General features: G+C 47.4%; 28 protein-coding genes. 24 read left to right on the top strand and 4 right to left on the bottom strand.

Annotated elements, in window-relative coordinates; all coding sequences use genetic code 11:
* Positions 1 to 21: 21 nt before the first annotated feature.
* Entirely contained in the window at positions 22 to 228 is a 207-nt protein-coding gene (locus QFZ77_RS02115; protein ID WP_047687546.1) for a hypothetical protein, read from the bottom strand.
* Between the two features lie 282 nt (positions 229 to 510).
* Here QFZ77_RS02115 and QFZ77_RS02110 point away from each other — a divergent pair, with 282 nt between their 5' ends.
* The 12 genes from QFZ77_RS02110 (at position 511) to QFZ77_RS02055 (ending at position 8,252) form a co-directional block, all read left to right on the top strand.
* Complete coding sequence (locus tag QFZ77_RS02110; protein ID WP_057303466.1) at positions 511 to 942, top strand: GNAT family N-acetyltransferase; 432 nt, start codon at positions 511 to 513, stop codon at positions 940 to 942.
* A gap of 141 nt (positions 943 to 1,083) precedes the next feature.
* Positions 1,084 to 1,638: a DUF402 domain-containing protein gene (locus QFZ77_RS02105; RefSeq protein WP_307435482.1), complete on the top strand. Its 555-nt coding sequence runs from the start codon at positions 1,084 to 1,086 to the stop codon at positions 1,636 to 1,638.
* A complete protein-coding gene (gene lepB, locus QFZ77_RS02100) occupies positions 1,639 to 2,238 on the top strand; it encodes a signal peptidase I (protein WP_307435479.1) in 600 nt (199 codons plus the stop codon).
* Between the two features lie 36 nt (positions 2,239 to 2,274).
* Entirely contained in the window at positions 2,275 to 3,471 is a 1,197-nt protein-coding gene (gene queG, locus QFZ77_RS02095) for a tRNA epoxyqueuosine(34) reductase QueG (protein ID WP_307435477.1), read from the top strand.
* Positions 3,468 to 3,590 carry a hypothetical protein gene (locus tag QFZ77_RS02090; RefSeq protein WP_307435475.1) on the top strand — a complete coding sequence of 41 codons (123 nt, stop codon included), beginning with the start codon at positions 3,468 to 3,470 and terminating at the stop codon, positions 3,588 to 3,590. Before queG ends, QFZ77_RS02090 begins: the two co-directional genes overlap by 4 nt.
* Positions 3,560 to 3,880: a methylated-DNA--[protein]-cysteine S-methyltransferase gene (locus QFZ77_RS02085; RefSeq protein WP_307435472.1), complete on the top strand. Its 321-nt coding sequence runs from the start codon at positions 3,560 to 3,562 to the stop codon at positions 3,878 to 3,880. The genes QFZ77_RS02090 and QFZ77_RS02085 overlap by 31 nt, the downstream gene beginning before the upstream one ends.
* Before the next feature lie 28 nt (positions 3,881 to 3,908).
* Entirely contained in the window at positions 3,909 to 4,943 is a 1,035-nt protein-coding gene (locus tag QFZ77_RS02080) for an HD-GYP domain-containing protein (RefSeq protein WP_307435468.1), read from the top strand.
* A gap of 87 nt (positions 4,944 to 5,030) precedes the next feature.
* A complete protein-coding gene (locus tag QFZ77_RS02075) occupies positions 5,031 to 5,240 on the top strand; it encodes a YneF family protein (RefSeq protein ID WP_036632513.1) in 210 nt (69 codons plus the stop codon).
* Between the two features lie 192 nt (positions 5,241 to 5,432).
* Positions 5,433 to 5,765: a TetR/AcrR family transcriptional regulator gene (locus tag QFZ77_RS02070; protein ID WP_307435463.1), complete on the top strand. Its 333-nt coding sequence runs from the start codon at positions 5,433 to 5,435 to the stop codon at positions 5,763 to 5,765.
* Positions 5,696 to 6,010: a TetR family transcriptional regulator C-terminal domain-containing protein gene (locus QFZ77_RS02065; RefSeq protein WP_307449181.1), complete on the top strand. Its 315-nt coding sequence runs from the start codon at positions 5,696 to 5,698 to the stop codon at positions 6,008 to 6,010. Before QFZ77_RS02070 ends, QFZ77_RS02065 begins: the two co-directional genes overlap by 70 nt.
* A gap of 27 nt (positions 6,011 to 6,037) precedes the next feature.
* Complete coding sequence (folE, locus tag QFZ77_RS02060; RefSeq protein ID WP_171694148.1) at positions 6,038 to 6,625, top strand: GTP cyclohydrolase I FolE; 588 nt, start codon at positions 6,038 to 6,040, stop codon at positions 6,623 to 6,625.
* Positions 6,626 to 6,932: 307 nt separating this feature from the next.
* Positions 6,933 to 8,252 carry a deoxyguanosinetriphosphate triphosphohydrolase family protein gene (locus tag QFZ77_RS02055; RefSeq protein WP_307435446.1) on the top strand — a complete coding sequence of 440 codons (1,320 nt, stop codon included), beginning with the start codon at positions 6,933 to 6,935 and terminating at the stop codon, positions 8,250 to 8,252.
* Between the two features lie 741 nt (positions 8,253 to 8,993).
* Here QFZ77_RS02055 and QFZ77_RS02050 read toward each other — a convergent pair.
* The gene (locus tag QFZ77_RS02050) at positions 8,994 to 10,013 is read right to left on the bottom strand and encodes an alpha/beta hydrolase (protein ID WP_307435443.1); all 1,020 of its coding nucleotides are present in this window, start codon (positions 10,011 to 10,013) and stop codon (positions 8,994 to 8,996) included.
* 364 nt (positions 10,014 to 10,377) lie between these two features.
* Here QFZ77_RS02050 and QFZ77_RS02045 point away from each other — a divergent pair, with 364 nt between their 5' ends.
* Together QFZ77_RS02045 and QFZ77_RS02040 are read left to right on the top strand one after the other, a co-directional pair.
* Entirely contained in the window at positions 10,378 to 11,121 is a 744-nt protein-coding gene (locus tag QFZ77_RS02045; protein ID WP_307435439.1) for an IclR family transcriptional regulator, read from the top strand.
* Between the two features lie 126 nt (positions 11,122 to 11,247).
* A complete protein-coding gene (locus QFZ77_RS02040; RefSeq protein WP_307435436.1) occupies positions 11,248 to 12,153 on the top strand; it encodes a cation diffusion facilitator family transporter in 906 nt (301 codons plus the stop codon).
* 136 nt (positions 12,154 to 12,289) lie between these two features.
* On the opposite strand, the gene sleB is transcribed toward QFZ77_RS02040, so the two are convergent.
* Positions 12,290 to 12,946, bottom strand: coding sequence for a spore cortex-lytic enzyme (gene sleB, locus QFZ77_RS02035; protein WP_307435432.1), 657 nt, complete (start codon positions 12,944 to 12,946; stop codon positions 12,290 to 12,292).
* Positions 12,947 to 13,172: 226 nt separating this feature from the next.
* On the bottom strand, positions 13,173 to 15,890 hold the full coding sequence (gene acnA / locus QFZ77_RS02030) for an aconitate hydratase AcnA (protein ID WP_307435430.1): 2,718 nt from the start codon (positions 15,888 to 15,890) through the stop codon (positions 13,173 to 13,175).
* Between the two features lie 194 nt (positions 15,891 to 16,084).
* On the opposite strand from acnA, the gene QFZ77_RS02025 reads away from it, so the two are divergent.
* From QFZ77_RS02025 to QFZ77_RS01980, 10 genes are all read left to right on the top strand, one after another.
* Complete coding sequence (locus QFZ77_RS02025) at positions 16,085 to 17,104, top strand: amidase domain-containing protein (RefSeq protein ID WP_307435427.1); 1,020 nt, start codon at positions 16,085 to 16,087, stop codon at positions 17,102 to 17,104.
* A gap of 38 nt (positions 17,105 to 17,142) precedes the next feature.
* Positions 17,143 to 18,291, top strand: coding sequence for a D-alanine--D-alanine ligase (locus QFZ77_RS02020; protein ID WP_307435425.1), 1,149 nt, complete (start codon positions 17,143 to 17,145; stop codon positions 18,289 to 18,291).
* Between the two features lie 6 nt (positions 18,292 to 18,297).
* Entirely contained in the window at positions 18,298 to 18,615 is a 318-nt protein-coding gene (locus QFZ77_RS02015; protein WP_029194487.1) for a hypothetical protein, read from the top strand.
* A gap of 295 nt (positions 18,616 to 18,910) precedes the next feature.
* Positions 18,911 to 19,228 (top strand): hypothetical protein, encoded by a 318-nt coding sequence (locus QFZ77_RS02010; protein WP_307435416.1) that lies wholly within the window; start codon positions 18,911 to 18,913, stop codon positions 19,226 to 19,228.
* A gap of 143 nt (positions 19,229 to 19,371) precedes the next feature.
* Positions 19,372 to 20,361, top strand: a complete 990-nt coding sequence (uvsE, locus tag QFZ77_RS02005) for a UV DNA damage repair endonuclease UvsE (protein WP_307435413.1) — start codon at positions 19,372 to 19,374, stop codon at positions 20,359 to 20,361.
* A gap of 100 nt (positions 20,362 to 20,461) precedes the next feature.
* Complete coding sequence (gene fabI, locus QFZ77_RS02000) at positions 20,462 to 21,232, top strand: enoyl-ACP reductase FabI (RefSeq protein ID WP_307435410.1); 771 nt, start codon at positions 20,462 to 20,464, stop codon at positions 21,230 to 21,232.
* A gap of 190 nt (positions 21,233 to 21,422) precedes the next feature.
* Positions 21,423 to 22,283, top strand: coding sequence for an inositol monophosphatase family protein (locus tag QFZ77_RS01995; protein ID WP_307435407.1), 861 nt, complete (start codon positions 21,423 to 21,425; stop codon positions 22,281 to 22,283).
* 298 nt (positions 22,284 to 22,581) lie between these two features.
* Positions 22,582 to 23,559 (top strand): sugar kinase, encoded by a 978-nt coding sequence (locus QFZ77_RS01990; protein ID WP_307435404.1) that lies wholly within the window; start codon positions 22,582 to 22,584, stop codon positions 23,557 to 23,559.
* A 29-nt stretch (positions 23,560 to 23,588) separates the two neighbouring features.
* Complete coding sequence (locus QFZ77_RS01985; RefSeq protein ID WP_307435401.1) at positions 23,589 to 24,251, top strand: bifunctional 2-keto-4-hydroxyglutarate aldolase/2-keto-3-deoxy-6-phosphogluconate aldolase; 663 nt, start codon at positions 23,589 to 23,591, stop codon at positions 24,249 to 24,251.
* 130 nt (positions 24,252 to 24,381) lie between these two features.
* On the top strand, positions 24,382 to 25,266 hold the full coding sequence (locus QFZ77_RS01980) for a VOC family protein (RefSeq protein WP_307435398.1): 885 nt from the start codon (positions 24,382 to 24,384) through the stop codon (positions 25,264 to 25,266).
* The last annotated feature ends 124 nt before the right edge of the window (positions 25,267 to 25,390 follow it).

Below are 25,390 nucleotides of genomic sequence, written 5' to 3'. Positions count from 1 at the left end.
GCAACATGTATGTTTACTAAGTCAGACGCCGCGACGTTCAATTTCCTGGATGATTTGACTGTGGATATGGGTTCCTTGTTCATTGAGCCAAGGGGATAAATCACTCATTGCTCTGTGATTATATTGGAGTTCGATCTCCGTCCATTCACTAGGCTTCATAGAGCTTAACTCCTGGAAATCACGTATATTTCGTGGGTATGACGCCGCGGAATCATCTTTGTTTGACATGGATTCACCTCCCATTCTTTGCACATCCTTCTTTAAAATCCGACGTTATCCCGATTTTTATACATGAGGTGATATATGTTGGAACAAAATAAAAGCAAAATAATTGAAACAATTTGATGAAAACGCTTGCATTTAAGCGCTTTCAAGAGGAAAACCGAAAAAAACTAAGTTTTTTGTGAATTTTGACACATTTTTAGCAGGATTCCGCACTTTTTTGTCGTATTTACTACTTTACCAAAAAATTATTCCTAACAAATAAAAGTGGAATTGGGAGAGAACCGTATGCACGTTCGTTCATTTCAGCTTGGTGATACCTCTTCGGTGAAGACACTTCTGCAGGATGTTTTATCGGAAACCTGCTATGAGGAAACGATTGAAGCTTTTGCACGTCAACTATCATGGGATACAGAGCTTGTTTTAATCGCTCAAGAAGAAGAGCAAGTTGTAGGCATGATTATCGGTACGATTGATAACAACAATGGCTACTATTATCGGATCGCAGTTGCAACAGAGTATCAACGCAAAGGTATCGGTAAAGCTTTGATCGAAGCAATGAAGCAAAGGTTCCTTCATCGGAACGTGAAGAAGATTATGGTAACGGTGGATGTCCATAATGAAATGGTGCTGCCTGTGTACGAGTCTGCTGGTTACAGCACATCGGACTTTTCCCGTACCGCACATCGTCTCAGCATTGTGAAGAAAGTCAGTGTTTAACTGATCGTTCGGATGTCCATGAAATGAATAGATTTGGAACGAGGGAAGCATATCTGTGCCGCCATTGCAATTGGGGGTCAGATATGCTTTTCTATATAATAGGGGAACTTTTCGGCAGCTATGAATAGAGGAGCTTTGGACATGGATAACTTCGCGCCGTATGTGATAAAAAGCTTCAAACATGATGGACATCTTCACCGGATGTGGCTGACGAATTGGCGAGTACCGCATCACATCCTTCATGCCGATCATCAGCAGCAAGAAATGATGGTGTTTATTAACAGCCAGACCAAGATTCAGGAAGCTGACGGCAAGGAGTGGGTTAGCCGCATTCCAGGGGTATCTTTTTTTATTCCTAAAATGTGGTTTAATATTGTTGCGCTTATAGAAGAAACAGGTGTTAGATACTACTGCAATGTTGCATCTCCACTGTATGTGACCCAGCAAGTACTGACTTATATTGACTACGACCTTGATGTTATTCGGATGCCGGATCGTTCCGTGCATATCGTGGATCAAGATGAATATGAACGCCATAAACTGAATTATCACTATTCTTCTCTTGTGGAAACGAAGGTGAAGGAAGGTCTTGCAGCTTTACTCGCGCTGGTGAACGCGGACAAGCCGCCGTTTCAAGATGATATGGTTATGAATTATTACGAGCAGTGGGAAAAGTATAAGAACGGAGGAGCATAAATGAGCTTCTTTGTAGGACGCAGTGAATCGAATAAGGCAGCTTCTCAGCCTAAGAACTATAATGAGGCTAGAAGCCTAACCCATGAGCTATGGGATTGGACGAAATCCATTCTTGTAGCTCTTCTTGTCGTGATCCTTGTACACCAATTCGGATTCAATCTCTCCACGGTTCGAGGTCACTCGATGCAGCCCACCTTGCAAGAGGGGGATTGGTTGTTCGTGAACAAAGCTATTACGTATTTGAAAGCACCCAAACGCGGAGAGATTGTCATTCTCAAAGAGTCTGAGGAGTTTGTTACTGTGACGCATCCTTTTTTGGTTAAAAGGATTGTCGCGATTGCAGGCGACGAGGTGCAGGGCCGAGCCGGTTTTCTTTATATAAACGGCGACAAGATTGAGGAGCCATATACAGACACGCTCATCGAGGACGGAAACTTTGGACCGACACGCGTCGGGCAAGGCCACGTCTTCGTGATGGGCGATAACCGCCATGCGGCGGCAAGTGGCGACAGCCGCAGGTTCGGGGCTGTTCCTATCGGCCTGATCGAAGGAAGGGCCGAATATGTGCTGTGGCCATTCGCGATGGCCAAGAAGCTTTAAAGGTAACGGAAGCGAAAGAAGAGAGAGGTGAGAGGGTTGGCGGTTTCCATAGCAGCAGGAACAGATGCGGATTGGCGCAGGCTACAACAAGAGATCGTGGAAGCCGCGTCGTCCCTCGGTATTGATAAGATCGGCTTCACGTCAGCTGAACCGTTCATGGAACTGAAAGAGATCCTTCTCCGACATAGGGAGAAGGGGTTTGAATCCGGCTTCGAAGAGCCGGATATCGAGAAGCGGGTACATCCAAGCTTAAGCTTCGACACGCCGCAGTCGATCATTTCCATCGCTGTTGCGTACCCGTCGAAACTTCCAAACCCTCCCCGATCCGAGCCAGGAGCTTATCGGGGAATTATCTCACGCTCCTCGTGGGGGAGCGATTACCACGATGTGCTTCGCGATAGGCTCGCGAAGCTGGAGGCTTTCATCGCGCAGCGCGTGCCTGACGCAAGACTACAAAGCATGGTCGACACCGGTGCGCTGGTCGACCGGGCCGTAGCCGAGCGGGCTGGGATCGGATGGACTGGCAAAAATTGCGCCGTCATCACCCCCGAGTGGGGATCATGGGTTTATTTGGGCGAAATGATCACGAATATACCGTTTACATCCGATACATCTATTATGGATCAGTGCGGGGACTGCACGATCTGTATCGATGCTTGTCCTACGGGAGCGCTGGTCGGACCAGGGCAGCTGAATTCAAGCCGCTGCATCTCCTTCATCACGCAGACCAAAGGCTATGTCGATGATGAGTTTAAGCTCAAAATCGGCAACCGCCTCTACGGCTGTGACACCTGCCAGATCGTCTGTCCGATGAACAAGGGGATGAACTGGACGCATCATCCCGAGCTAGAGCCTGACCCTGAAAAGGTCAAGCCGTTATTAATCCCCTTGCTGACCATGTCGAACAAGGATTTCAAAGAACAGTACGGGCGCATCGCAGCGTCTTGGAGAGGCAAGAAGCCGATCCAGCGCAATGCGATTATCGCCCTCGGGAATTTCAAGGACAGGACAGCTGTACCCGTCCTAAGAGAGCTGCTGCTGACCGATCCGCGCCCTGAGATCAGGGCTGCGGCAGCGTGGGCGCTAGGGCGGATTGGCGGCGAAGACGCGGCGGCTGCTCTCGATAAAGCCAGAGCAGCCGAGCAGGAACCCGCTGCTCTGCAGGATATCGAGAAGGCATTCGACGTTATAAGCCATTCTACAGCTGATAAGGGGGAGAAAGAGCAGATATGACACAGCAACAGACACAAGCTGCGACCGTCCTTTCCTATACGGAGGTTAATTCTCCAATGCCTCACGGCTCGAACCGGTTGTGCAGCAGTTGGAGCAGTATTTTAGAAGAGAACGTTTAAGCTTTGAGGGTGAACTGGATTTACAGGGAACTGAATTTCAGAAACAAGTCTGGACAGCACTGCTTTCTATTCCATATGGAGAAATAGTTTCCTATAAACATATTGCAGAAGCCATAGGTTCACCGAAAGCCGTTAGAGCGGTTGGTGGAGCTAACAATAAAAATCCAATTCCAGTCATTATCCCCTGTCATCGCATCATTGGCGCTAGTGGCAATCTTGTTGGCTACGGCGGAGGTCTTCCAATTAAAGTACTCTTGCTCGATTTGGAACGAAGCCGAATACGGTTATAACTAATAAATAAAACATGGAGTGAATCCTATGAAATATGTGCATTTGGATTCCGTTGAGCCGGGTCAATTTTTGGGCCGAACGATATTTGCCAGCAATGGAGCTATTTTGCTCTCAGAAGATGTGCAATTAACGGTGTTTATGATTAACACGCTTAACCGAATCGGAGTCACAATGATTTACATCAAAGACCCGAACCTAGAGGATGTAGAAATCCCGGAAATCCTTTCGGATGAAACCAAACGTATCGTTATGCAGCAAATGGGCCAAACGTTCGCTGCTATCAAGTCGGGTAAGGAATTTAACTCGCGCGCTATGAGTATTTCGATTAACACGCTGCTGGATGAGATCATGAAAAATCGTGATGTGCTCGTGCAGTTGACGGATATTCGTACGCAGGATAACGAGATGTATGTCCATGCAACGAATGTCTGTATGATGGCCGTGCTCATTGGGATTAACATGGGATTCAATGGAACCCAATTGAAGGAGCTCGCCATTGGTGCGCTTCTGCATGATGTGGGTAAGGTGGAGCTTGTTTGCGATGATGAATCGCTCGACATGAAGAAGCATCATACTTGGCGCGGCTTCGAGCTTCTGAAGAACAAGCGTGAATTCAGCCTGCTCATTGCCCATGTGGCCTTCCAGCATCATGAAACGCTTAACGGCCAAGGGGTTCCAAGAGGACTTATAAGTGAAGATATTCATATTTATGCGAAAATTACAGCCGTTGCGAATATGTACGATAATCTGCTCTTTGATGTCTCTTTAGGGCGTCGTATGCTGCCGCATGAGGCTTGCGAGCATATGATGGCGCTAGCGGAAACCAAGCTTGATCGCGATGTTTTGATCCAGTTTCTGAAAATCGTCTCGATCTATCCAACGGGGGCTTCCGTTCGTTTGTCCAATCGGGAAACGGGTGTCGTGGTCGGACAGCATAGAGGACTACCAAGCCGTCCAATTGTTAGAATCGTGAAGCAGGATGCGATGGACAAGGCGCTGGATATCAAAGAAATTGATCTGGCCAAGCATACGACCATTTTCATCGAACAGGTTCTGTCATAAAGGGGTAGTCATTTGTAAAAAGATGAACAGAAATGATATGATAAAGCAAGCAATCGATACCAATTTGTACATGCAGGGGGCATAAATATGTGGAGTTATCTGATTCCCATTCTCACGTTAATTGTTGGCTTGGTCGGTGGGTTCTTCATCGGCGTATTCTATTTAAAAAGACAGCTGGAATCCATGCAGAACAATCCGGAAATGCTGCAAAAAATGGCCAAGCAAATGGGCTACAACATGAATAAGCAGCAGCTAAATAAAGCACAGCAAATGATGAAAAACCAAAAGTGGAAATAAGACGTAGGGTTAGAATAACCCCCCAAAAGGGCTTTGCTGTTTAACCGTACGAACGGTGGACAGCACGAGCCCTTCCTAATTTATAATGTAGGGACCTAATATAGGGACCTTTGAGTGCAGCTCAAAGTCTCTCCTAATGTGAGTGTAGCTCAAAGTAGGACATACCAGTACTATTCAGAGGTGGCTCAAGCGATGGCTAGCAACAAAGACCGCATCATGGAAGCAGCCATGGATTTATTTCACGATCATGGTTTTCAAGGAACGGGTCTGGAAGATATATTGACGAGCAGCGGAGTATGCAAGAGCAATTTTTACTACCATTTTAAGAGTGAAGATGAACTAGGTTTGAAAGTTATTGAGCGCAAGGTCCAGGAGATGCGGCAATCTGTGATGGAGCCTAGTTTGGGTAATGCGCAATTAACGCCGAAGCAGTGTTGCTGGCCTTGTTTGAACGCATGCTGGCCTTTTGTGAGGCGCATGAATGCCGCAGAGGCTGCTTCTTCGGTAATCTGGCCTTGGAGCTGAGTGATAGCTCTGAGGAGCTGCGTAAGCCGTTAAGCCGCTTTTTCAGTGAGTTGGAGGCTGAGGTGGAATCCTGTTTACAGGAAGGTAAGAGACGAGGCGAGCTGCTGCTGCAGGGGTTAACTCCAGTGGAGCTGGCGACCCCGATAGTATCTCTTCTGCAGGGTGGAATGCTGCTCACCAAAACGCACAAAGACAGCAGAGCGCTGCGCGACAGTATCAAGGTTTTGACCGTTTGTATGGGGTAGAGGATAAGGAAGAGGAGTGATAAAAAGATGGCGTCTATTGACTACAAAAATACAAGAGTTGCTGAGAATCGGGAGCTGATTGAACAGCATGTCCGAGAGATTTTACGGCTGATTGGTGAAGATGTAGATCGGGAAGGCTTATTAGACACACCTGCTCGTGTAACTCGTATGTATGAAGAAATATTTTCGGGCTATGAGGCGAATCCACGCGATGTGATGGGTGTAACTTTTGATGAACAGCACGAAGAGCTGGTTATTATTAAAGATATTATTTATTACAGTCAATGTGAGCATCATATGGCGCCCTTTTTCGGGAAAGTACATGTAGGTTACTTACCTAGCGGAAAAGTGGCTGGACTTAGCAAATTTGCTCGTCTGGTTGATGTGGTAACTCGTAAGCTGCAGGTGCAGGAACGGATTACTTCAGAAATCGCCGACATTCTGGATGATGTGCTGAAGCCGCACGGCGTCATGGTTGTTGTTGAGGGAGAACATATGTGCATGTGCTCCAGAGGCGTGAAGAAATACGGAAGTCAAACGATTACCTCAGCAGTTCGCGGTTCTTTCCGCTCGGACTCGACACTTCGTGCCGAATTTCTGTCTTTATTAAAATAAGTAGTGCGTACGAGGGATGTGCATGGAGACAATAGTCTTGTGCAGCATCCCTTTTTTTTGTTCAGGAAGCGCGTCATGACTTGTTGCGAGGTAGACGATATAGTATTATTTTACCACATAAGAAAGTTTAAGATTTTCGGCCTCGAGAGAGGTTTTCTCACATAATAAAATATCCTCAAGTGGCTATCGTACATGCTTTAGCATAAACTGATAGGAAACATGAAGAGGTATACGGAGTGGCTAATTGACACAAAGAGACTAAGAACTATACCGGGCGTCCGGCAACAGCAATAGAGGAGGCAAGCTTATGAACAACATACGAAAATATCGGCCAGGTGAGGCCGGTTCCTCTAAATTGAGTGAAGAACGGGATGAATTTGAGCGGGATTATGCGAGGTTAATCCAATCTCCGACCTTTCGTCGGCTGCAGGGCAAGTCGCAGGTGTTCGGCGCAGGATCAGGTGATTACTATCGAACACGTCTAACCCATTCGCTCGAAGTTGCCCAAATCGCCAGAGAAGTGGCGAAGCGGTTAGAACGGACAAATCCTTTTTTGAGTAAAAGAGAGCATCCTGGCTTGATTATTGATCCTACTGTCGTCGAGTGTGCGTCGATTGCTCACGACTTCGGTCACCCGCCTTTTGGGCATAAAGGGGAAGAGGTTCTGAATCATATTCTGATGAGGGATTATGGCTTAAAATATGAGGGCAACGCCCAAAATTTTCGTATCCTGATGTTTCTCGAAAAAAGAGCAGGCAGTGAAAGCGGCCTGGATCTTACAGCCGCGGTACTTCTTGGTATAAATAAGTATCCATTTTTGATCGAGGAGGAAGGCCGACTTAAGGGTGTTTATGCCTCGGAGTGGGAAATCATTCATGATCTTCGATCGCAATGGAACATGCCGGAAGGCTGTTCGACCTTGGAAGCACAAATGATGGATTTATGCGACGATATCGCGTACTCCACCCATGATATAGAAGATGGTATTCGTGCTGGCAAAATTCAAATGAACGCAACCTTTTTTGAAGATCAAAGACTGATTCGCCATGTGGTCATGGAAATATTAAATGATCCCAATAAGCATAAATTCGGCTGGGAGCAAGTCAATATCGAGCAAATGGTCAGGCAAGTTCTGTCGGACTACCTGGAGCAGTGGGAGCAAATTTTCTCAGAGTGCAATGGGGAGGAATCACGTACGCGCAGAGAGATGAAAGCCCGCTGGGTGAGCTCTTTCGCGAGTAGTCTGGACATTCTGGATGACCCTGACCGAGGCTGGAAAAAGGTTGCGCTCGTAAAAGACGGAGCTGAGGATATGAATCTGCTGCGCACGATGGAAATTCTCAAGAAACTGGCATGGGTCACGCTGATCAAAGACTTCCGCGTTCTGCGCCTGCAAAAACGCAGCGAAATCATCGTCGAGCGCCTGTGGGACAGCTTCATCGACAAGGAAAAGGGGCAATGGATTATGCCTCCCGACTGGATCGATAGCTACGAGCGTCGTAATGCCACCTGGAGCTGGCCGCGTTTCGTTGCGGATTACATTTCCGGTATGACTGACGCCTACGCGGAGAAAGTCTACGCCGAATTGTTCGCTAGCAAATCCGGCTCGATTTACGAGATGGATTAGTCGGTATAACGATGCAGACCCCAAGTTGTTGTAAAAAGTGACTGATTAACCACAGAAGAATGCTGAGAGAGCCGAAATGGACTTCTCATCGCCGAAAAAGTAGCCAAGTGTTGCTGAGAAGTACGAAAAGGACTTCTTGGTGCGTGAAGGATGCTGGTTAACCGACAAATGAATGCTGAGAGAGCCGAAATGGACTTCTCATCGCCGAAAAAGTAGCCAAGTGTTGCTGAGAAGTACGAAAAGGACTTCTCGGTCGTGAAGGATGCTGGTTAACCGACAAATGAATGCTGAGAGAGCCGAAATGGACTTCTCATCGCCGATAAGTAGCAAAGTGTTGCTGAGAAGTCCGAAAAGGACTTCTTGGTGCGTGAAGGATGCTTGTTAACCGACAAATGAATGCTGAGAGAGCCGAAATGGACTTCTCATCGCCGAAAAAGTAGCAAGGTATTGCTGAGAAGTCCGAAAAGGACTTCTTGGTGCTTTAGATGCTTGAGTAGCTAGTCCGGTACTATTGGAGGTGTTTGGAGTCAAAACGAAGAAGCGGAAAGAGGTCCAATAAATAGGGCTTCTTTTTTTGATGATGCGATAAAGTTAAAATGTGAGTGTCAACGCAAGAAGAGGGTAAATGGACAAAATGGTGATGATTTAGATCGTTAAAGCGGAGTGTCGCAGGAGGGTTGGAAACTTTCGGCAGGAACAAGCGGTATAGGCAAAAAAATATCGGCCCACGAGGGGCCGATTTTATAGGGAGGAGGGAATACCAAGGTTAGCTTGCATAGGAGTAGTCGTAATACTGTTGAGGAAATTCATCGTTCGGCGCATATACGTTTTCGGCTCTGCTCGGTACAGCAGCTCATGCTGCGCTTTAGGGATAATCCACAGCTTGGATTCGGAGTCTTTTTGCTGCTTGAACATATCCTCTACCATGCCATAAGGTGCTTTGTAATCTTCCGTACCATGGATGAAGAAAATCGGCATCGGATAAGCGGTTGAGGTTACTTTGTTGTAAGGCACTTCTTGCAAGCTTACTCCATTGAGCAGAGGGAAGAATAAGCGTACAAGCGGTAGAGATGGAAATTTAGGCACGTTAACGACTTGCTTCATATTATGATAGAGTGTGTCTGGATTGAGCAAAAAAGTGCTGTCCAGAATCATCCCCGAAATATCGTTGCCACTTTGAAGAGCAGTCTGTAGTGCTGTTCCTGCTCCCATAGAGAAGCCCCAAATATAGATAGGACCGGTGGATATCTGCTTGATATAATGGATGGCGCCAAGCAATTCTTGCGATTCTTGAATGCCGCCGGTCATAATTCGTTTACTGTTAGGGTGCACATAGCCATAGTCGAACATGAGTACATTGTAGTTTTGCAAATGAAGTTCGCGGGCTAAGTTGTAAATGGGAACCCAAAGTTCTTCACGATTGCCGCCGTAACCATGGGAGAAGATGACGGTCTTGTCGGATTTGCCAGGTATGAACCAACCGTCTAGGTTTGACGTGCCATTCAGACTTGGGAAGGTCACACTGTTGTAAGGTAGACCAACGGCCCTCATCGGATCCGAATGAAGCGGGTCAATATGCGGCCGAGCCAGTGTCCAAGCAATATAGGCGTGAAAACCAAGAAGTAAAGAAGTGCATAGGATTAGGAATGAAATGAGGATGGTGAAAACCAGCCTTTTTTTGCGCAAAAGCGGTCGGGTGACCACTTGCTCCAGTGTGGGTTGTAGTGAACCAGTTCCAGGGGATAGAGATGTTGTTGACATCGTAGTACCCTCCCTCCATATAAATTAGTGAGATTATGCTTCTGCGGGTTAGAGGTTTAAGGGAGAATAAATTATTTAAATATTCAGATAAGTATTCTATTAACTTAATATTATTCTGAATGCGCTTTCAAGTCAATGAGGTTGCGCTAATTGTAAGCCCTTTGTAATCGTCCTGTAACAATGAGAAAACAGATGTTTGACTATATATAGGGATCTTTGGTCAAGACCAAAGTCTTTCCTCTATAGGGATCTTTGGTCTTGACCAAAGTCTCTTCTTTACGGGTTAAAGGAGTTTCGTTATACTGAAGATAACTGAGTTTCATATAGTGAAACTTTTTCACACGGATGGAAGTGGTGTAAAGCGATGGAAGATGGCAAGCTGACGGTGCGTGCTGTAGAGCGCGCTTTAGATATTATGCTTTGTTTCACAGGGGCGTCGGAATTGACGCTGACCGAAATAGCAAGTCGTGCCCAGCTTCACAAAAGCACGGTGCACCGACTTCTGGCATCCCTAGAAGGCAAAGGCTTCATCATGCGGGATGGCTCGACAGATAAATACAGACTCGGTTATCGGCTATGGGAGTTGTCCGCTAACCTCTCCAAAGAGGGAGACCCTGGCGTCATTCTGCTGCCGGAAATGGAACGGCTGCGAGATCAACTCGGCGAGACGATCTCGCTGTACGTGCAGGACGGCCTAGAACGCGTACGCGTCCAAGCCGTACAGAGCAACCACGCCATTCGCCGCGTTGCCCCAGTGGGGGCGCGAATGCCCTTGTACGTCGGCGCCTCGAGCAAGGTGCTCGTCGCCTTCGCTGAGCCAGCGCTGCAGGAGCAGCTGCTAGCCTCGGCCGATTGGCCGACCGGGCTAGATCAGACTGCGTTCCTGCAGCAGCTCAGCGACACCCGACGCGCGGGCTTCGCCACGAGCGTCGAAGAGCGCGAACCCGGTGCGGCGGCTGTGTCTGCACCAGTTCTGGATCGCGGGGGCCGGCTTGTCGCCGCCCTTGCGGTCTCTGGTCCAGCGAACCGGCTTACGCTGGAGCTGATGCAAGAGCAGGCGCCGCTCATTGTGGAGGCGGCGCGTCGTATGGGAACGATGCTGTGCTAGCGCATCGTCCTGTTATGCGGCTTCGTGCTGGCGCGAAGCCGCAGCCCTACCCGTCATCCGTCGTCAGGATGAGGATGCTTTGCTTCTAGGAGGTCATACTAGAAGAGGGAAAGGGAGTGGCAAGTGATGAATAAGACAGCCTCGATGCTGGCGATCTGGATCAGTCTTGCCAGTAATATCGTGCTGACCGCCATCAAAATCATCGTCGGCCTCAATTTCAAAAGCCAAGTGCTTATCGCCGACGGCATCCATAACGCGGGAGATGTCATTGCGACCGCAACTGCTTATAGCTCGATGCGCGTTTCCTCCAAACCAGCGGATGTTGATCATCCTTACGGGCATGGCAAAGCCGAGGTACTCGGAGCCTTTATAGTCGCTATCATCCTAGGTGGAGCAGCCATTTACATGGGCTACCACTCTATTCATGCGTTACTTGAGCCAGCGGGAGAGGCGCATATGATTGCATTTATCGCGGCGATCATCTCGCTAGTTTGGAAGCAAATTCTTTATGTCTACACGAAACGTATAGGCCATAGGGTCAACAGCAAAGGATTAATAGCCACAGCGTATGATCATTTGGCCGATGTATATGCTTCGATTGCGGCTTCGGTCGGTATTGGTTTGGCCTTAATCGGGGATCACTACGGCTATAGCATATTGGCTTATGGCGACCCAGTAGCTGGTATCATTGTCTCGTTTTTAGTGCTGAAATTGGCGTACGAAATGGGAAGCGAATCTTTCGACATTCTCATGGAGCGCAGTGTGAGTACGGCGTACATTGAACAATACGCGGCATTGATCCGATCTGTCCCGGAGGTCAAACGGATCGACCGCTTACGCGCCCGCGAGCACGGTCATTACATACTAGTTGACGCCAGACTTGCTGTTTCGGGCAAATTGACCATTCAAGAAGGCCATGACATTAGTCGCCTTATTAAGAAAAAAATCAAAGAAGAGCATAGTGATGTGGATGAGGTGCTGGTTCATTTGAATCCTTGGTATGAGGAGTCTACTAAATCAGATGGCAGCTGATCTTAACTCTTGATCTAACCTCCTGAGCCACCAATTCGCATTCTATGTAAAAACACCTCTACACGAGGTCGCTCACCATGGAGCGGCTTCGGTAGAGGTGTTTTTGTTTGCTTCTCATACATCTTTTTTTCTTTAATTACTTCGCAAAAATATGACTCCCAATCCGCACAGTCTGCGGACGTGACCAGATCCAAGCGCTCGTCGCTGTATCAGGATTAAAATAATAGATGGAACCCCTAGTAGGGTCCCAGCCCTGAACAGCATCCTGCGCTGCCATGTAGGCCGTCTTATCCGGCTTCAGCCAGTATTGGCCGTCACTAACGGCTGTAAAAGCCCCAGGCTCAAATATAATGCCTTGGATGGAACTCGGGAACTTACTCGATTGTAGACGATTCATGACAACGGCCCCAACGGCCACTTGTCCTTCATAGGATTCACCGCGAGCCTCGCTGTAAATCACCTTCGCCAACATATCCAATTCAGCTTGATTCACCGAATAGTTACGTAAAGCCTCCCAGGTTTTTGCTCCAATCATGCCGTCAACGGTTAGACCATAATTATATTGAAAATTGCGAACAGCAGCGGCCGTGATCGGACCATATTTGCCATCCACAGATTGCTGATAGTAGCCTAAAGTCTCGAGTCGGAACTGAGCGTCCCAGACATCACCGTTTTGACTGCCTTGCTTCAATGTAGTTGCTGCAGAAGCCGGCAGGCTCCATTCACTTACGCTAAAACCTAGACCCATTGAAGCTAACAGCACGACAAGGACGAGTTTTTTTATCAACTTCATCTTCATCTCCCCTTTCGTTCTATCAGTATAGGTGCCGAGGAGGGGAGGCTCAACCCGCAGTTATTGGAAATTCAGCCCAAACGCTTGGCGCTGTAAGGGAATTTAGGTTGTAAAAATGTCTTTACAATTGCTGATTTGGTCTTTTTTTTAAATAAAAAGCCCGAGACCGCCAATAAGGCAATCCCGGACTTTTGCTGTGTGTAATGCTGTTGTGTGTTTTGCTGTATTAGTTTTTCTCAGCAAGGATGGAACGAAGAACGGTTTGCAGAATACCACCATTGCGGTAATAGTCTACGTCCACCAAGCTATCCAAACGTACAAGTGCGGTGAATTCGAAGCTTGTGCCATCTTCACGAGTAGCAGTTACTTTTACAGTGGAACCCGGCTGTACGTCGTTGCTCAAACCAGTGATATCGAATGTTTCACGACCTGTGATACCTAGTGTTTTCCAACCATTTCCTTCAAGGAATTGAAGTGGAAGAACGCCCATACCAACAAGGTTACTGCGGTGAATACGCTCGAAGCTTTCCGCGATAACGGCTTTGACGCCAAGTAGGAATGTACCTTTTGCCGCCCAGTCACGGGAGCTTCCAGTTCCATACTCTTTACCAGCGATAACTACGAGGTTTTGGCCTTCAGCTTGATACTTCATGGAAGCATCGTAGATGGATTCAACTTCGCCAGTTGGCAGGTAAGTCGTTACGCCGCCTTCTGTTCCTGGTGCCACTTGGTTACGAATACGGATGTTCGCGAACGTACCGCGCATCATCACTTCGTGGTTACCACGACGGGAACCGTAGGAGTTGAAGTCTTCTTTTTTCACACCATGGTTAATCAAGTATTGGCCTCCAGGGCTGTCAACTTTGATGTTACCGGCAGGGGAGATATGGTCCGTTGTAACGGAATCTTCCAAGAGTGCTAATGTTTTGGCATTCCGAATATCTGCGATATCATCCAGAACCGTGCCCAGATCTGTGAAGAACGGAGGCTCTTGAATGTATGTGGAATTGTTGTCGAACTCGTATAGATCGCCTTCCGGAATTGCGATTTGGTTGAAACGCTCATTTGCACGGAATACGTTGCTGTATTTATCACGGAACATGTCAGCACTCATTGCAATTCCAAGAGCTTCTTGAATCTCTTGGTTTGTAGGCCAAATGTCTTTGAGGTAGACAGGTTGATTGCTTTGGTCGTAGCCGATTGGATCGTTAGCCAAATCAATGTTCACTGTTCCTGCAAGTGCATAGGCAACAACAAGCGGAGGTGATCCCAGGTAGTTCGCTTTCACTTGAGCATGTACGCGGCCTTCGAAGTTACGGTTACCGGAAATAACGGCAGCCACAGTCATATCGTTGTCGATGATGGCTTTGCTTACTTCTTCTGGAAGCGGACCGGAGTTACCGATACAAGTTGCGCAGCCATAGCCTGCAACGTGGAAGCCTAGTGCTTCTAGAGGCTCAAGCAAGCCTGCTTTAATCAAGTACTCGGTAACAACCAGGGAACCAGGTGTCAAGGAGCTCTTAACGAAAGCTGGTTTTCTCAAACCGCGAGCCACCGCCTTTTTCGCTACAAGTCCAGCACCTAGCATAACGCTTGGGTTCGATGTGTTTGTACAAGAAGTGATTGCCGCGATGACAACTGCGCCTGTACTCATTTTGACAGTTTCGCCGTTTGGATAAACAACATCAACGACTTCGTCGATTTTCTCATCGGTAAGGCCATAGCCGCCTTTATCGATAGGTGTACGGATGATGGAGTTGAAAGACTCCTTCATGTTAGTAAGCTCTACACGGTCTTGCGGACGTTTAGGACCAGCTAAGCTCGGTACTACAGAGCCAAGATCAAGTTCAATTACATCTGTAAACTGAGGATCTGGTGTGCTGTCTGTACGGAACATACCTTGTGCTTTGTAGTAGGCTTCTACGAGTGCGATTTGATCTGCGTCACGACCTGTACTTCTCAGGTAGTTCAACGTTTCGTTGTCGACTGGGAAGAAACCGATTGTTGCGCCGTACTCAGGAGCCATGTTCGCTACCGTTGCACGGTCAGCCAAGGAAATGTTGCTCAGACCAGGACCGAAGAACTCAACGAATTTACCAACAACGCCTTTTTTACGCAAAATTTGTGTAACAGTCAGAGCCAAGTCAGTTGCTGTAGCGCCTTCTGCCAGGTGGCCTGTCAATTTGAAACCAACAACGTCCGGAGCTACGAAGTAAAGCGGTTGTCCAAGCATACCAGCCTCAGCTTCAATACCGCCTACGCCCCAACCTACAACACCAAGTCCGTTGATCATTGTTGTGTGGGAATCTGTACCTACGAGGGAGTCTGGGTAAACAACAGTTTCGCCATCGATCGTTTTCGTAGCTGCTACGGAAGCCAGGTACTCCAAGTTAACTTGGTGAACGATACCTGTTGAAGGTGGAACAGCACGGAAGTTGTCGAATGCCGTTTGTGCCCAACGTAGGAAACGGTAACGCTCTTCGTTTCTTTCGAACTCTAGGTTAATGTTGTAGTCAAGTGCATCCGGGGATCCGAAAGCATCGACCATAACAGAGTGGTCAATAACAAGGTCTACAGGAACGAGTGGGTTGATCCGTTTTGGATCTCCGCCTTCACGTGCCATCGTCGCACGCATTGCCGCAAGGTCAACAACGACGGGTACGCCTGTGAAATCCTGAAGAACGATACGAGCAGGAATGAAAGGAATTTCTTTGTTTTCATCGCGGCCTTCAGCCCAACCAGCGATTTGTTTAACATGTTCACTTGTAATGGCACGGCCGTCGAATTGACGAATAGCGGCTTCGAGCAAAACGCGAATGGAGACAGGCAGATTGCTAACAGTTCCGTGGCCTTGATTTTCAAAGTCAGGAAGACTGTAATACTGGAACGATTTCGTTCCCACAGTTAACTGCTTACGCACAGAAAAAGAGTCCTTATTGGACATGGGTAATTCCTCCTCAATAATATGATCATCCATTGGTTTCATCTAGTGAAACTCAATTTCATTAATCCCTCTACTTCAAGTATAGCGTTTTGCTTTGTATGAGTAAAGATTAATTTCAATCATTTTTACCGTCAAAATGTCATATATTGAATCAATTCAAAGCAATTCGGGCTCGTCCTAAGGAGGATACCAAGATGTCCTGGAAAACAGCGCTCTATAACTACGTTCACGCTAAGAACCAGGCAGAGATCGATGGCTCTGCTGCACCTTTGGAAGCTTATGTCTCAGATAGCGCTTATGTACGGAAACAGGATGTCAAGGTACGTAGGCTCCTGAACAGTTACCGCGACCGTGATGCTAAATTGCTGCGTGGAGAAACAAAGCTGCGTCTTACTGGTGTCAAAGAATCGCCCCAAGCGATAATCGCGGATATCCAATTACATCGATTTCTAAATTATCGGATTGGGTCCATCGAACATCTGGAGGAACGTATTGAACCTGAACGTGTGTTCATAGATAGCACGGCGAACCGCTGGCAGGTCCGGTACACAGAACCTCTCCATGAAGAAAAGTCGCTTCCGAGCAAGCAGCGAGGCGTCTTTTTGCCTGATCATGAAGGTTTTGTGGATGGGCTTCGCAGAGCGCCCTCACTTCCTTATATCAATCATAGTATACTCAACAGTGGTGCTCAGGAATCAGCTCCTCGCAAAATCATTTATAATCGCGCCAAAGCGGCCCATTATGCAGAAACTTGGTGGCAAACCCCGAATCCGAAATACGAGGAATTTGAAGTCGACTGTACGAATTTTGTATCGCAATGCCTCTTTGCAGGCGGGGCTCCAATGGACTATACTGGGAAAAGGGATTTGGGCTGGTGGTATGCTGGCAAAAAAGGCAATCAAGAGCTTTGGAGCTTTAGTTGGGCTGTTGCCAATAGCCTGCAAAATTTCCTCTCACATAGCCGCAGAGGTCTGCAAGGGCATGCGGTAAATGATCCGAGGGAGCTTCAACCGGGGGATACAATTAGCTACGACTGGGATGGCGATGGCCGCTATCAGCACAATACGATTGTGATAGGCAAAGATGCCAACGGGATGCCGCTGGTCAATGCGCATACATATAATAGCCGTAATCGTTATTGGGCTTATAAGGATTCACCTGCTTGGACAGAGAGGACGAAGTACGTTTTCGTTCGGGTTGCTGATGAAATGTAATACGAAGCGTAAACGCAAATACTAAACGGAGGTACGTAATGAGCCGCAAAATACGAATTGGATTAATTTATGGGGGGAAATCCGGAGAGCATGACGTGTCCCTGCAAACAGCATTGGCGGTTATGAAAGCTGTGGACTTCAATAAATATGAGATCACACCGTTTTATATATCCAAAAAGGGCGAATGGAGAAGCGGTGCACCCCTGTTAGGTCCGGCTGAATCCAAGGAAGTATTGACTTTTAGCAGTGGAGAAACCGCTGCAGCCGCACCTGCTTCCAATGCTTTGGCACCCATATTCGGGGCCATTCAGACAAAAGGCGATGTGGCTATTACTGCAACGAATACAGCTGCCATGAAGGACACAGGCTTAGACGTTATTTTTCCGCTTTTACATGGTACATTTGGTGAAGATGGGACCATTCAAGGATTACTTGAAATGGCAAACATTCCATACGTAGGTGCAGGCGTGCTTGCATCAGCCGTCGGGATGGATAAAGTCATGATGAAGAAGGTTTTCGCACAAGAAGGGCTTCCACAGTGTATTTTCCGCCATTTCACTCGTACCGAGTGGGAAAAGAACCGTGCGTATCATCTGGTCGAGCTCGAAACGGCTATCGGATATCCGTGCTTCGTGAAGCCGGCTAATCTGGGCTCCAGTGTCGGTATTTCCAAAGCAAGAAATCAAGAAGAATTAATTGAAGCGGTCAATTTCGCTTTCCAATATGATCGCAAAGTCATTATTGAAGAGAACATCGATGCCCGCGAGATCGAAGTAGCCGTTTTGGGCAATGATGAACCTATTGCTTCTGTTGCTGGTGAAATCGTATCCTCGAACGAATTTTACGATTACAAAGCGAAATATATGGACGGCAAATCAGCGATGGTTATTCCTGCAGACATCCCCGAAGAAACGTCCGAGCGGATTAGACAGCTGGCGCTTCAAGCATTCCTGGCTGTTGATGGCAGTGGTTTATCGCGTGTTGATTTTTTCTTAGGCAAAATCGATCAGAAGATCTACATCAATGAAATCAATACGATGCCGGGCTTTACACCATTCAGTATGTACCCGCTGCTATGGCAAGAAACCGGTAAACCATACACAGAGCTGCTGGATGATCTTATACGTCTGGCTATCGAACGGCATACAGCGAAGCAGAATATCCAATATTCTTTTGATGTGGAGTAGATGCAAATGGGATTTCAAACGGAGTTTAATTCAGTCTGCAAGTTTAAGTCCGCGCAGGAGCTCTATGAGCTTCTAGAGTACGGCCGCGGAAAAATGGTGAAAAGCGGCTTCCGCGTCTTCCCAACCGGTCAGAAAGTCATAGCTTACACGCCTGAGAATCAGGCGATTGCCATTGTTCGGATCGTTGCCTCCATCGCGGAAATCAATTTCCAAGGAGATGAAGTAACGCAAGTGGAAATGGAGCTCATTCGCCGTCTGACGGAAGAAGAGTCACGGATTCAGACCTCACTTGCTTTTGAGATGTTTTTTGGTGAGCAAGCTTAGCGGCATAGCGTGAAATTAGAAGACATCGTCCGATATGGACGGTGTCTTTTTTGAATACCTTATACTAGAGGCTTATCTCATGTTTGTGAGTGCGAGGCTCGGCTGAGTTGCCGATATAGTCCGTTTTGCGCTCCGTAAGGATGATTTTCATCACTAAACAATGCGCGAGGTGGAAAAGTACCTCCATGCAAAAAGTCGCTCTCACCATAGGTACTACAAGAACTTAGTACTTATTCTATTTAGCTCTAAGAACTACAATGTACGTATTAGATATTCAGATTGGAGCGTGAAAAGAATGAGACAAACGTTATTGACGGACAGAAAGTTTATTGCCTATTGGCTTTTCAATATTGGCTTAGGTATACCAACTCCATATGTACTTATTTATCTGATCTTTGGGTTTTATGGCTTTATGTCGCCTCCATCGATGCAAGATCGGTATATGGCTGCGGGGGTACTTTGCGTATACTTGTTGGTTTGGTTTATCGGAAATTATATGTGTTTACGAAAAGAAGATCGAGGCACCAAGTTCGGTATGCTAGCGTTAAGCCTGCTGCCACTGGCGATTTCGTCTTTTATCAGCTTCAAAATCTTAACATCCATCTCATCTTAAATTAGGTGAGTTGTGTGTATGTGCGGCTGCTCCAGAGGGTACCCTATGAAGGGAATTTTTGCAGAAACCTTACAAATGCATTCGTCCAACAGGACGATGTAAGCCGTTTATCTTTGCATACTCTTCTTGGAGGTTAACCTTGCATGATTATTCGCCTTGGGTATGTGGCTATGTCGACGGTAGTCAAGAACGCGTCCCCTTCCAAAACGATGACAGTCACGAACTTCAGCAAGCTTCTGGATCGAGATGCGGCCATTCGGAAGCTAGAGCGACTTGGCGCCGAAAATCTGCATAATACGCTTAGATTGCTTAGGCATAACCGAGCGCATGACATTATGGTGTTTCGCTTTTCCTCCAGGCTGATCCCTCTCATTGGACATGAAATGTTAGGTGACTGGGACCCCATTACCACGCTTTCTGCGGAATTCCAAGAGCTTGGCAGTTACGCTAAGCAGTCTGGCATGCGTGTAAGCTTTCATCCGGATCATTTCACCGTGCTGAGTACGCCAAAGGAAGATGTACTGCAGAAATCGGTAGAAGATCTAGAGCGGCATTCTGCTATGCTTAACGCGATGGGGCTGGGTATGGAAGCCATGTGCAATATTCATGTAGGTGGTTCCTACGGCGATAAAGAGAAAGCGGCTAAGCGATTTATTCAGAATTTTTCCGCGCTGCGCCCTGACATTCAGAGGCGGATTACACTTGAGAATGATGATAAAACCTTTACTGCGCAAGAGACACTCGATATTGCAGAAAAGGTGGGAGCGCCTATGGTGCTGGATATTCATCATCATGCGGTCAATAACAACGGGGAAGATGCGATAGATCTCTGGCCGCGGATCAGACAAACGTGGTCGAGACAGGAGAGTGAGCAGTCGGAACAGGCAGCAAACGTACTCCCGCCGAAAATTCATGTTTCAAGTCCAAAAAGTGAAACGGATCTAAGAAGTCATGCTGATTACGTGGAGGTAGGTCCTCTTTTCGCATTCCTGCGTGCGATTGCGCCAACCACGCCAAATCTCGATATCATGATTGAAGCGAAGATGAAAGATGGTGCGTTATTTCGCCTCATGGAAGACCTCAAAATGCAAGAGGGAGTTTCGGTTATCGATCAAGCCTCCATCCAGCTATAGCCATTCAGATTTAATTCTTGAATTGTTAGACAAAATGGGGTACTTTGGAGAGTGGGAATGAACGACGCACAATCCATTGTGAGAGGGGCCTCTTAATACCATGAGTCAATTGTTAACCGGAAAAAATATACTTGTAATGGGTGTTGCCAATGACCGCAGCATCGCTTGGGCTATTGCTCAATCCTTAGCGGCACAAGGAGCCAATCTTGTTTTTACGTTTGAAAATGAGCGTGTTGAGGAACGCGTTCGCAAGCTCGCAGACACGATTCCAGGCTCAACCTTGATGCCTTGCAACGTAACTGCGGATGCTGAGATCGAAACACTTGCATCTACACTCAAAGAGAAATTCGGTGTGCTTCACGGTCTCGTACATAGTATTGCTTTTGCTAAAACCGAAGAGCTGGACGGGCTATTCGTTGACACATCGCGTGATGGTTTCGCATTAGCACATGACATCAGCGCTTACTCCCTTGTAGCTGTATCGAAACGGATTTACCCGCTGATGACAGAGGGCGGCAGCATCATGACGATGACCTACCTCGGCGCTGAGCGCGCGATGAAGAACTACAACGTCATGGGCGTTGCCAAAGCAGCGCTGGAAGCTAGCGTGCGTTACCTGGCGAATGACCTCGGTCAATTCGGCATTCGCGTCAACGGTATCTCCGCTGGCCCGATTCGTACCTTAGCAGCCAAAGGCATCAAAGACTTCAACTCCATCCTGCGCCAAGTGGAAGAGAAAGCGCCGCTGCGCAAAACAACGGATACAGCCGAAGTAGGCGACACAGCGATGTTCTTGATGAGTAACCTTTCCCGCGGTATCACGGGTGAAGTTATCTATGTGGACGGTGGATATCATATCGTTGGCATTTAAACCCCCATACTAAGAAATTCCGTATTGCCTTATGGGTAATACGGTTTTTTTTACGCAAAAGACAGGCTGATTCTAGTTGAAATGTAAAATAATACGAATATTTTGGGATGAAACGCACTAGTATTTAAAACGTATAATTTACTATACTGGAGTTACCAATTAAATTAATGAAAAGAAAGAGTTGATATAAATGGTTGAAAGTAAGGTGGAGCCTTTCGTGGTGGGCAGTAAGAGCTTTACAGCGGTGGCCATTAATACGGCAGCTAAGGCTGGGCAATGGATTAAGAGCAAGCTGGGGGACATTAATCGCGTGGATACGAAGTTCTCCTCTCAAGATTTGGTCACTGAGGTGGATAAAGGTTCGGAGAAGCTAATTCGTAATTTGATTATGACTCATTTCCCAGATCATTCCATTCTTGGTGAGGAAGGCGTGGAGCCTGGACCAGAGGCTTCGGCCAAAGCACTTCAGGCGATGAGTGATGAGGAGTATCTCTGGATCGTGGATCCAATTGATGGGACGACGAACTTTGTTCACGGCTTTCCGTTCTACTCCGTTTCGATTGCGCTGGCACATAAGGGTGAAATTATTGTAGGTGTCGTCTATGACCCTTCACGTGACGAGCTGTTCGTCGCTGAAAAAGGGAAAGGCGCCTATATGCACGGCAATAAGACGAAGGTTTCGCTCGATAACAAGCTATCCGAGAGCTTGGTGGCAACCGGCTTTCCTGCGGACCGTGACGGCGCGCTCCCGATCAATCTCAAAGGGACGCTGGCTTTGGCCCCGAAGGTAAGGAATCTTCGCTCGGGTGGATCAGCAGCGCTGCATATGGCTTACGTCGCAGCAGGACGATTAAGCGGGTTCTGGGAGATTGGTCTCAACGCATGGGATATTGCTGCAGGCTCGTTGTTGATTCAAGAATCCGGCGGTAAAGTAAGCGATACGGCTGGGAATCCATACCGGCTTGCCGTAAGAAATGTGCTTGCTACCAATGGTCAAATTCATGAAGAACTTCAGCAGGAGTTGGCTGGAGCGGGAGCGACAGGTTTGTAAAGCTTGAGCAGCTTACAAGATTTTCTTGTTGAATGGGATACAAGCAGAAAAAAGAGTAATTGGTCTAATCGAATAGATGCAAGCATGAAGAAGAGAGTCACAATGTGGCTCTCTTTTTTCTGCGATATGATCAGGAGGGGAGAGAAGGAGTAAGTTTGTTGAGATGCTCTGTGCACGGTAAGTCAAGTCTGGTATAAACGCCTAACATGCACTATAATATGAGATATATCGTTTATTTAAACGTTTCAATTAACTGGACACGCACAGGCGTGATCGGGAAAATGGATGGAGAGCTTTTATGACGTCAAATACACAATCACATTCAGGATCTGGCCCGGATATCATCACATTTGGGGAAACGATGGCACTGCTCATGCCCTCCGGTGGCAAGGGGTTGGAATATTCATCTGAGCTTCACAGCTTGTTTGGTGGTGCCGAAAGTAATGTAGCTATTGGTATATCACGGCTTGGAGGCAAGGTCGGCTGGTTCGGACGGTTAGGTAAAGATCCATTAGGTCGCATGATTTTCAAAAAAATCCGTGGTGAAGGCGTCGATGTTTCACGTGCTGAGTTGACAGCAGAAGCTCCTACGGGGCTGATGATGCGTGAAGTACTTATGGGCAAAACGTCTGTCTACTACTATCGCAAAAATTCAGCAGCGAGTCAGATGAGTGCGAAGCATTTGGACGAGGTTTATATCGCTGGGGCCAAAATCCTGCATATCACAGGCATCACTCCTGCCTTAAGCGAATCTTGTAAAGAGGCGGCTTTCGAAGCTATTCGGATGGCTCGTAAACATGGCGTCAAGGTCAGCTTTGATCCTAATTTGCGTTTGAAGCTTTGGAGTATTGAAGATGCGCGTCCTGTGCTGTTAGAACTGGCTAAGCTGTCTGATATTTTCTTACCTGGTTTAGATGAATTGAAGCTGCTCTACCAGACAGAGGACTGGGATGTTATCGTGAGCAAGCTGCGTGAATTATCAGCGATATCGATTGTCAAAGGCGGAGAGAATGAGACGTACGTCGTAAACTCAGATAGCGTTACAGCAGTTCCATATTTCAAAGCGGAGCATGTGGTGGATACCGTTGGAGCGGGTGATGGTTTCTGTGCGGGCTTTTTGGTTGGCTTGTTAAAAGAGTATGAATATGCGGAAGCTGTGCGCATCGGTAATCTCGTGGGTTCCTTGATCGTTCAGACCGAAGGGGACTGGGAAGGCGCTCCGACTTGGGAACAAGTGGATGCCGTACTTAACGATGTTAAACATATAGAACGTTAAATGCTTGAAAAAGAAGGGTGTAGATTCTAATGAAAAAAATTAAACTTATCCAACAAATATCAAGTGAAGGTGTCGTTGCCGTTCTACGTGGCGATACGCCAGAAGAAGTCGTGGAAATGGCCGATCAAGCCATTGCCGGCGGTATTAAGGTCATCGAGGTCACAATGACCGTGCCTTTCGCGCTGCGCGCTATCGAGGAGCTCGCGAAGCGCTACTCGAGCACAGCGCAGGACGCGGCCAAGTACGCGATCATCGGGGTGGGCACAGCCCTTGACCCCGAGACGGCGCGTGCCGCGATCCTCAGTGGGGCCGAGTTCGTCGTCGGCCCATCGCTTAACCCGAAAACGGTTGAGCTCTGCAACCGTTACAGAGTGCCCGTCATGCCAGGATGCATGACGATTCAAGAGATTCAGACGGCGCTTGAGCTCGGCGTCGATATCGTCAAGCTCTTCCCGGGCAATCTCTACTCGCCCGCGATGATTAAGGCCATTAAAGGTCCGCTGCCGCAAGCGAACATCATGCCGACTGGCGGCGTCTCGCTGAGCAACCTCGGCGAGTGGATCCAGGCCGGCGCTGTTGCTGTCGGTATCGGTTCCGATTTGACTAGCGAAGCCGTTAAAACTGGTAATTACAGCCTTGTCGCCAAGAAGGCGGCTCAATACATCGAGGCCTACCAAGCGGCCAAGAAGTAGGAAATGCGCACGCTCCGTCGAAATGATGACGGAGCGTATTTTTTTGAAACATGAATGTTGGTAAATCATATCTATGACAATTACTTGCTTCCCCTCGAAGGTAGTTTTGATTGATGAAAGGAAAGAGACGATGAATCATGGCAAAGCGAAGCTGCTGCTGCAGGTCGATAATCTTCAGAAGTCGGTGTCTTTCTATACAAGACAGCTTGGTTGGGAATTGGTGGAGTCGGCTCCTGAGAGCCATGCAGCATTGCTTCGCATTTGGTTGAACGATGAAGTTGTATTGAAACAGAGAGGTCAGCTAACCAAGCAGGAGCATGAGCGACAAGAGGCTTACCTAACTCGTTGGTTGCAGCCTAAGCCCACAAGCCCGCAAGCGGGAGATCTCATTTATATTGGGGTTAGCTCCGTTAACGAAGTGGAAAAAAGCTTGCAAGAAAACGGATGGAATGAGCTGAGAAAAGAAGAAGAAACGGGACATATTCGGAAGGTTTTTGTTCCCGCCGATGATGGGTATACCTTCGTTTTCTGGGAGGAACTATTTGCTTCGGATGATGAAATTATGAAGATGTTCGCTGATGGGATAGTTGAGTTGGAATGTGCCGTAGATGGCCTGTCTGATGAACAGCTCAGTTTAACGGAAGCGCCGGGTAAATGGTCGATTCGTGAACAAGTGCTGCACCTGATTGATTTGGAATTAGTCACGATCCACAAAGTGAAATTTGCCTTAGCAGAGCCGGGGCGTACCTACCAAGGGAATCATTTTTCACAGGATGATTGGAGTATTAGTCTTCATTATGCCACGAGGCCGATTGCATACGAAGTGCAGCTGTTTCGTAGTTTGAGACAGCATATCCTTGGATTATGTGAACATCTGCCTGGTGCGCTTGAGCGGACAGTTATAACTACAAATAATCGCGAAGAGTCGGTTGCTAGATTGCTCAAAATGATGTCAGGACATGCTAGGCACCATGTACGGGCTGTGGAGCGAATTCGTGAACTTCATGGCTATTAATTACAGCTATGGCATTTCTATAAAAACGCAGAAAAACCCAAGCGCACAAGCTCTTGGGTTTATTTGTTGATTTTAGGCAAGCGAATTGATATGATAAAGAGTGATTAGGAAAAAATGTATTAAA

This window comes from Paenibacillus sp. V4I3, assembly GCF_030817215.1.
Lineage (GTDB): Bacteria > Bacillota > Bacilli > Paenibacillales > NBRC-103111 > Paenibacillus_E.
This window is presented reverse-complemented; position numbering and strand designations above follow the sequence as displayed.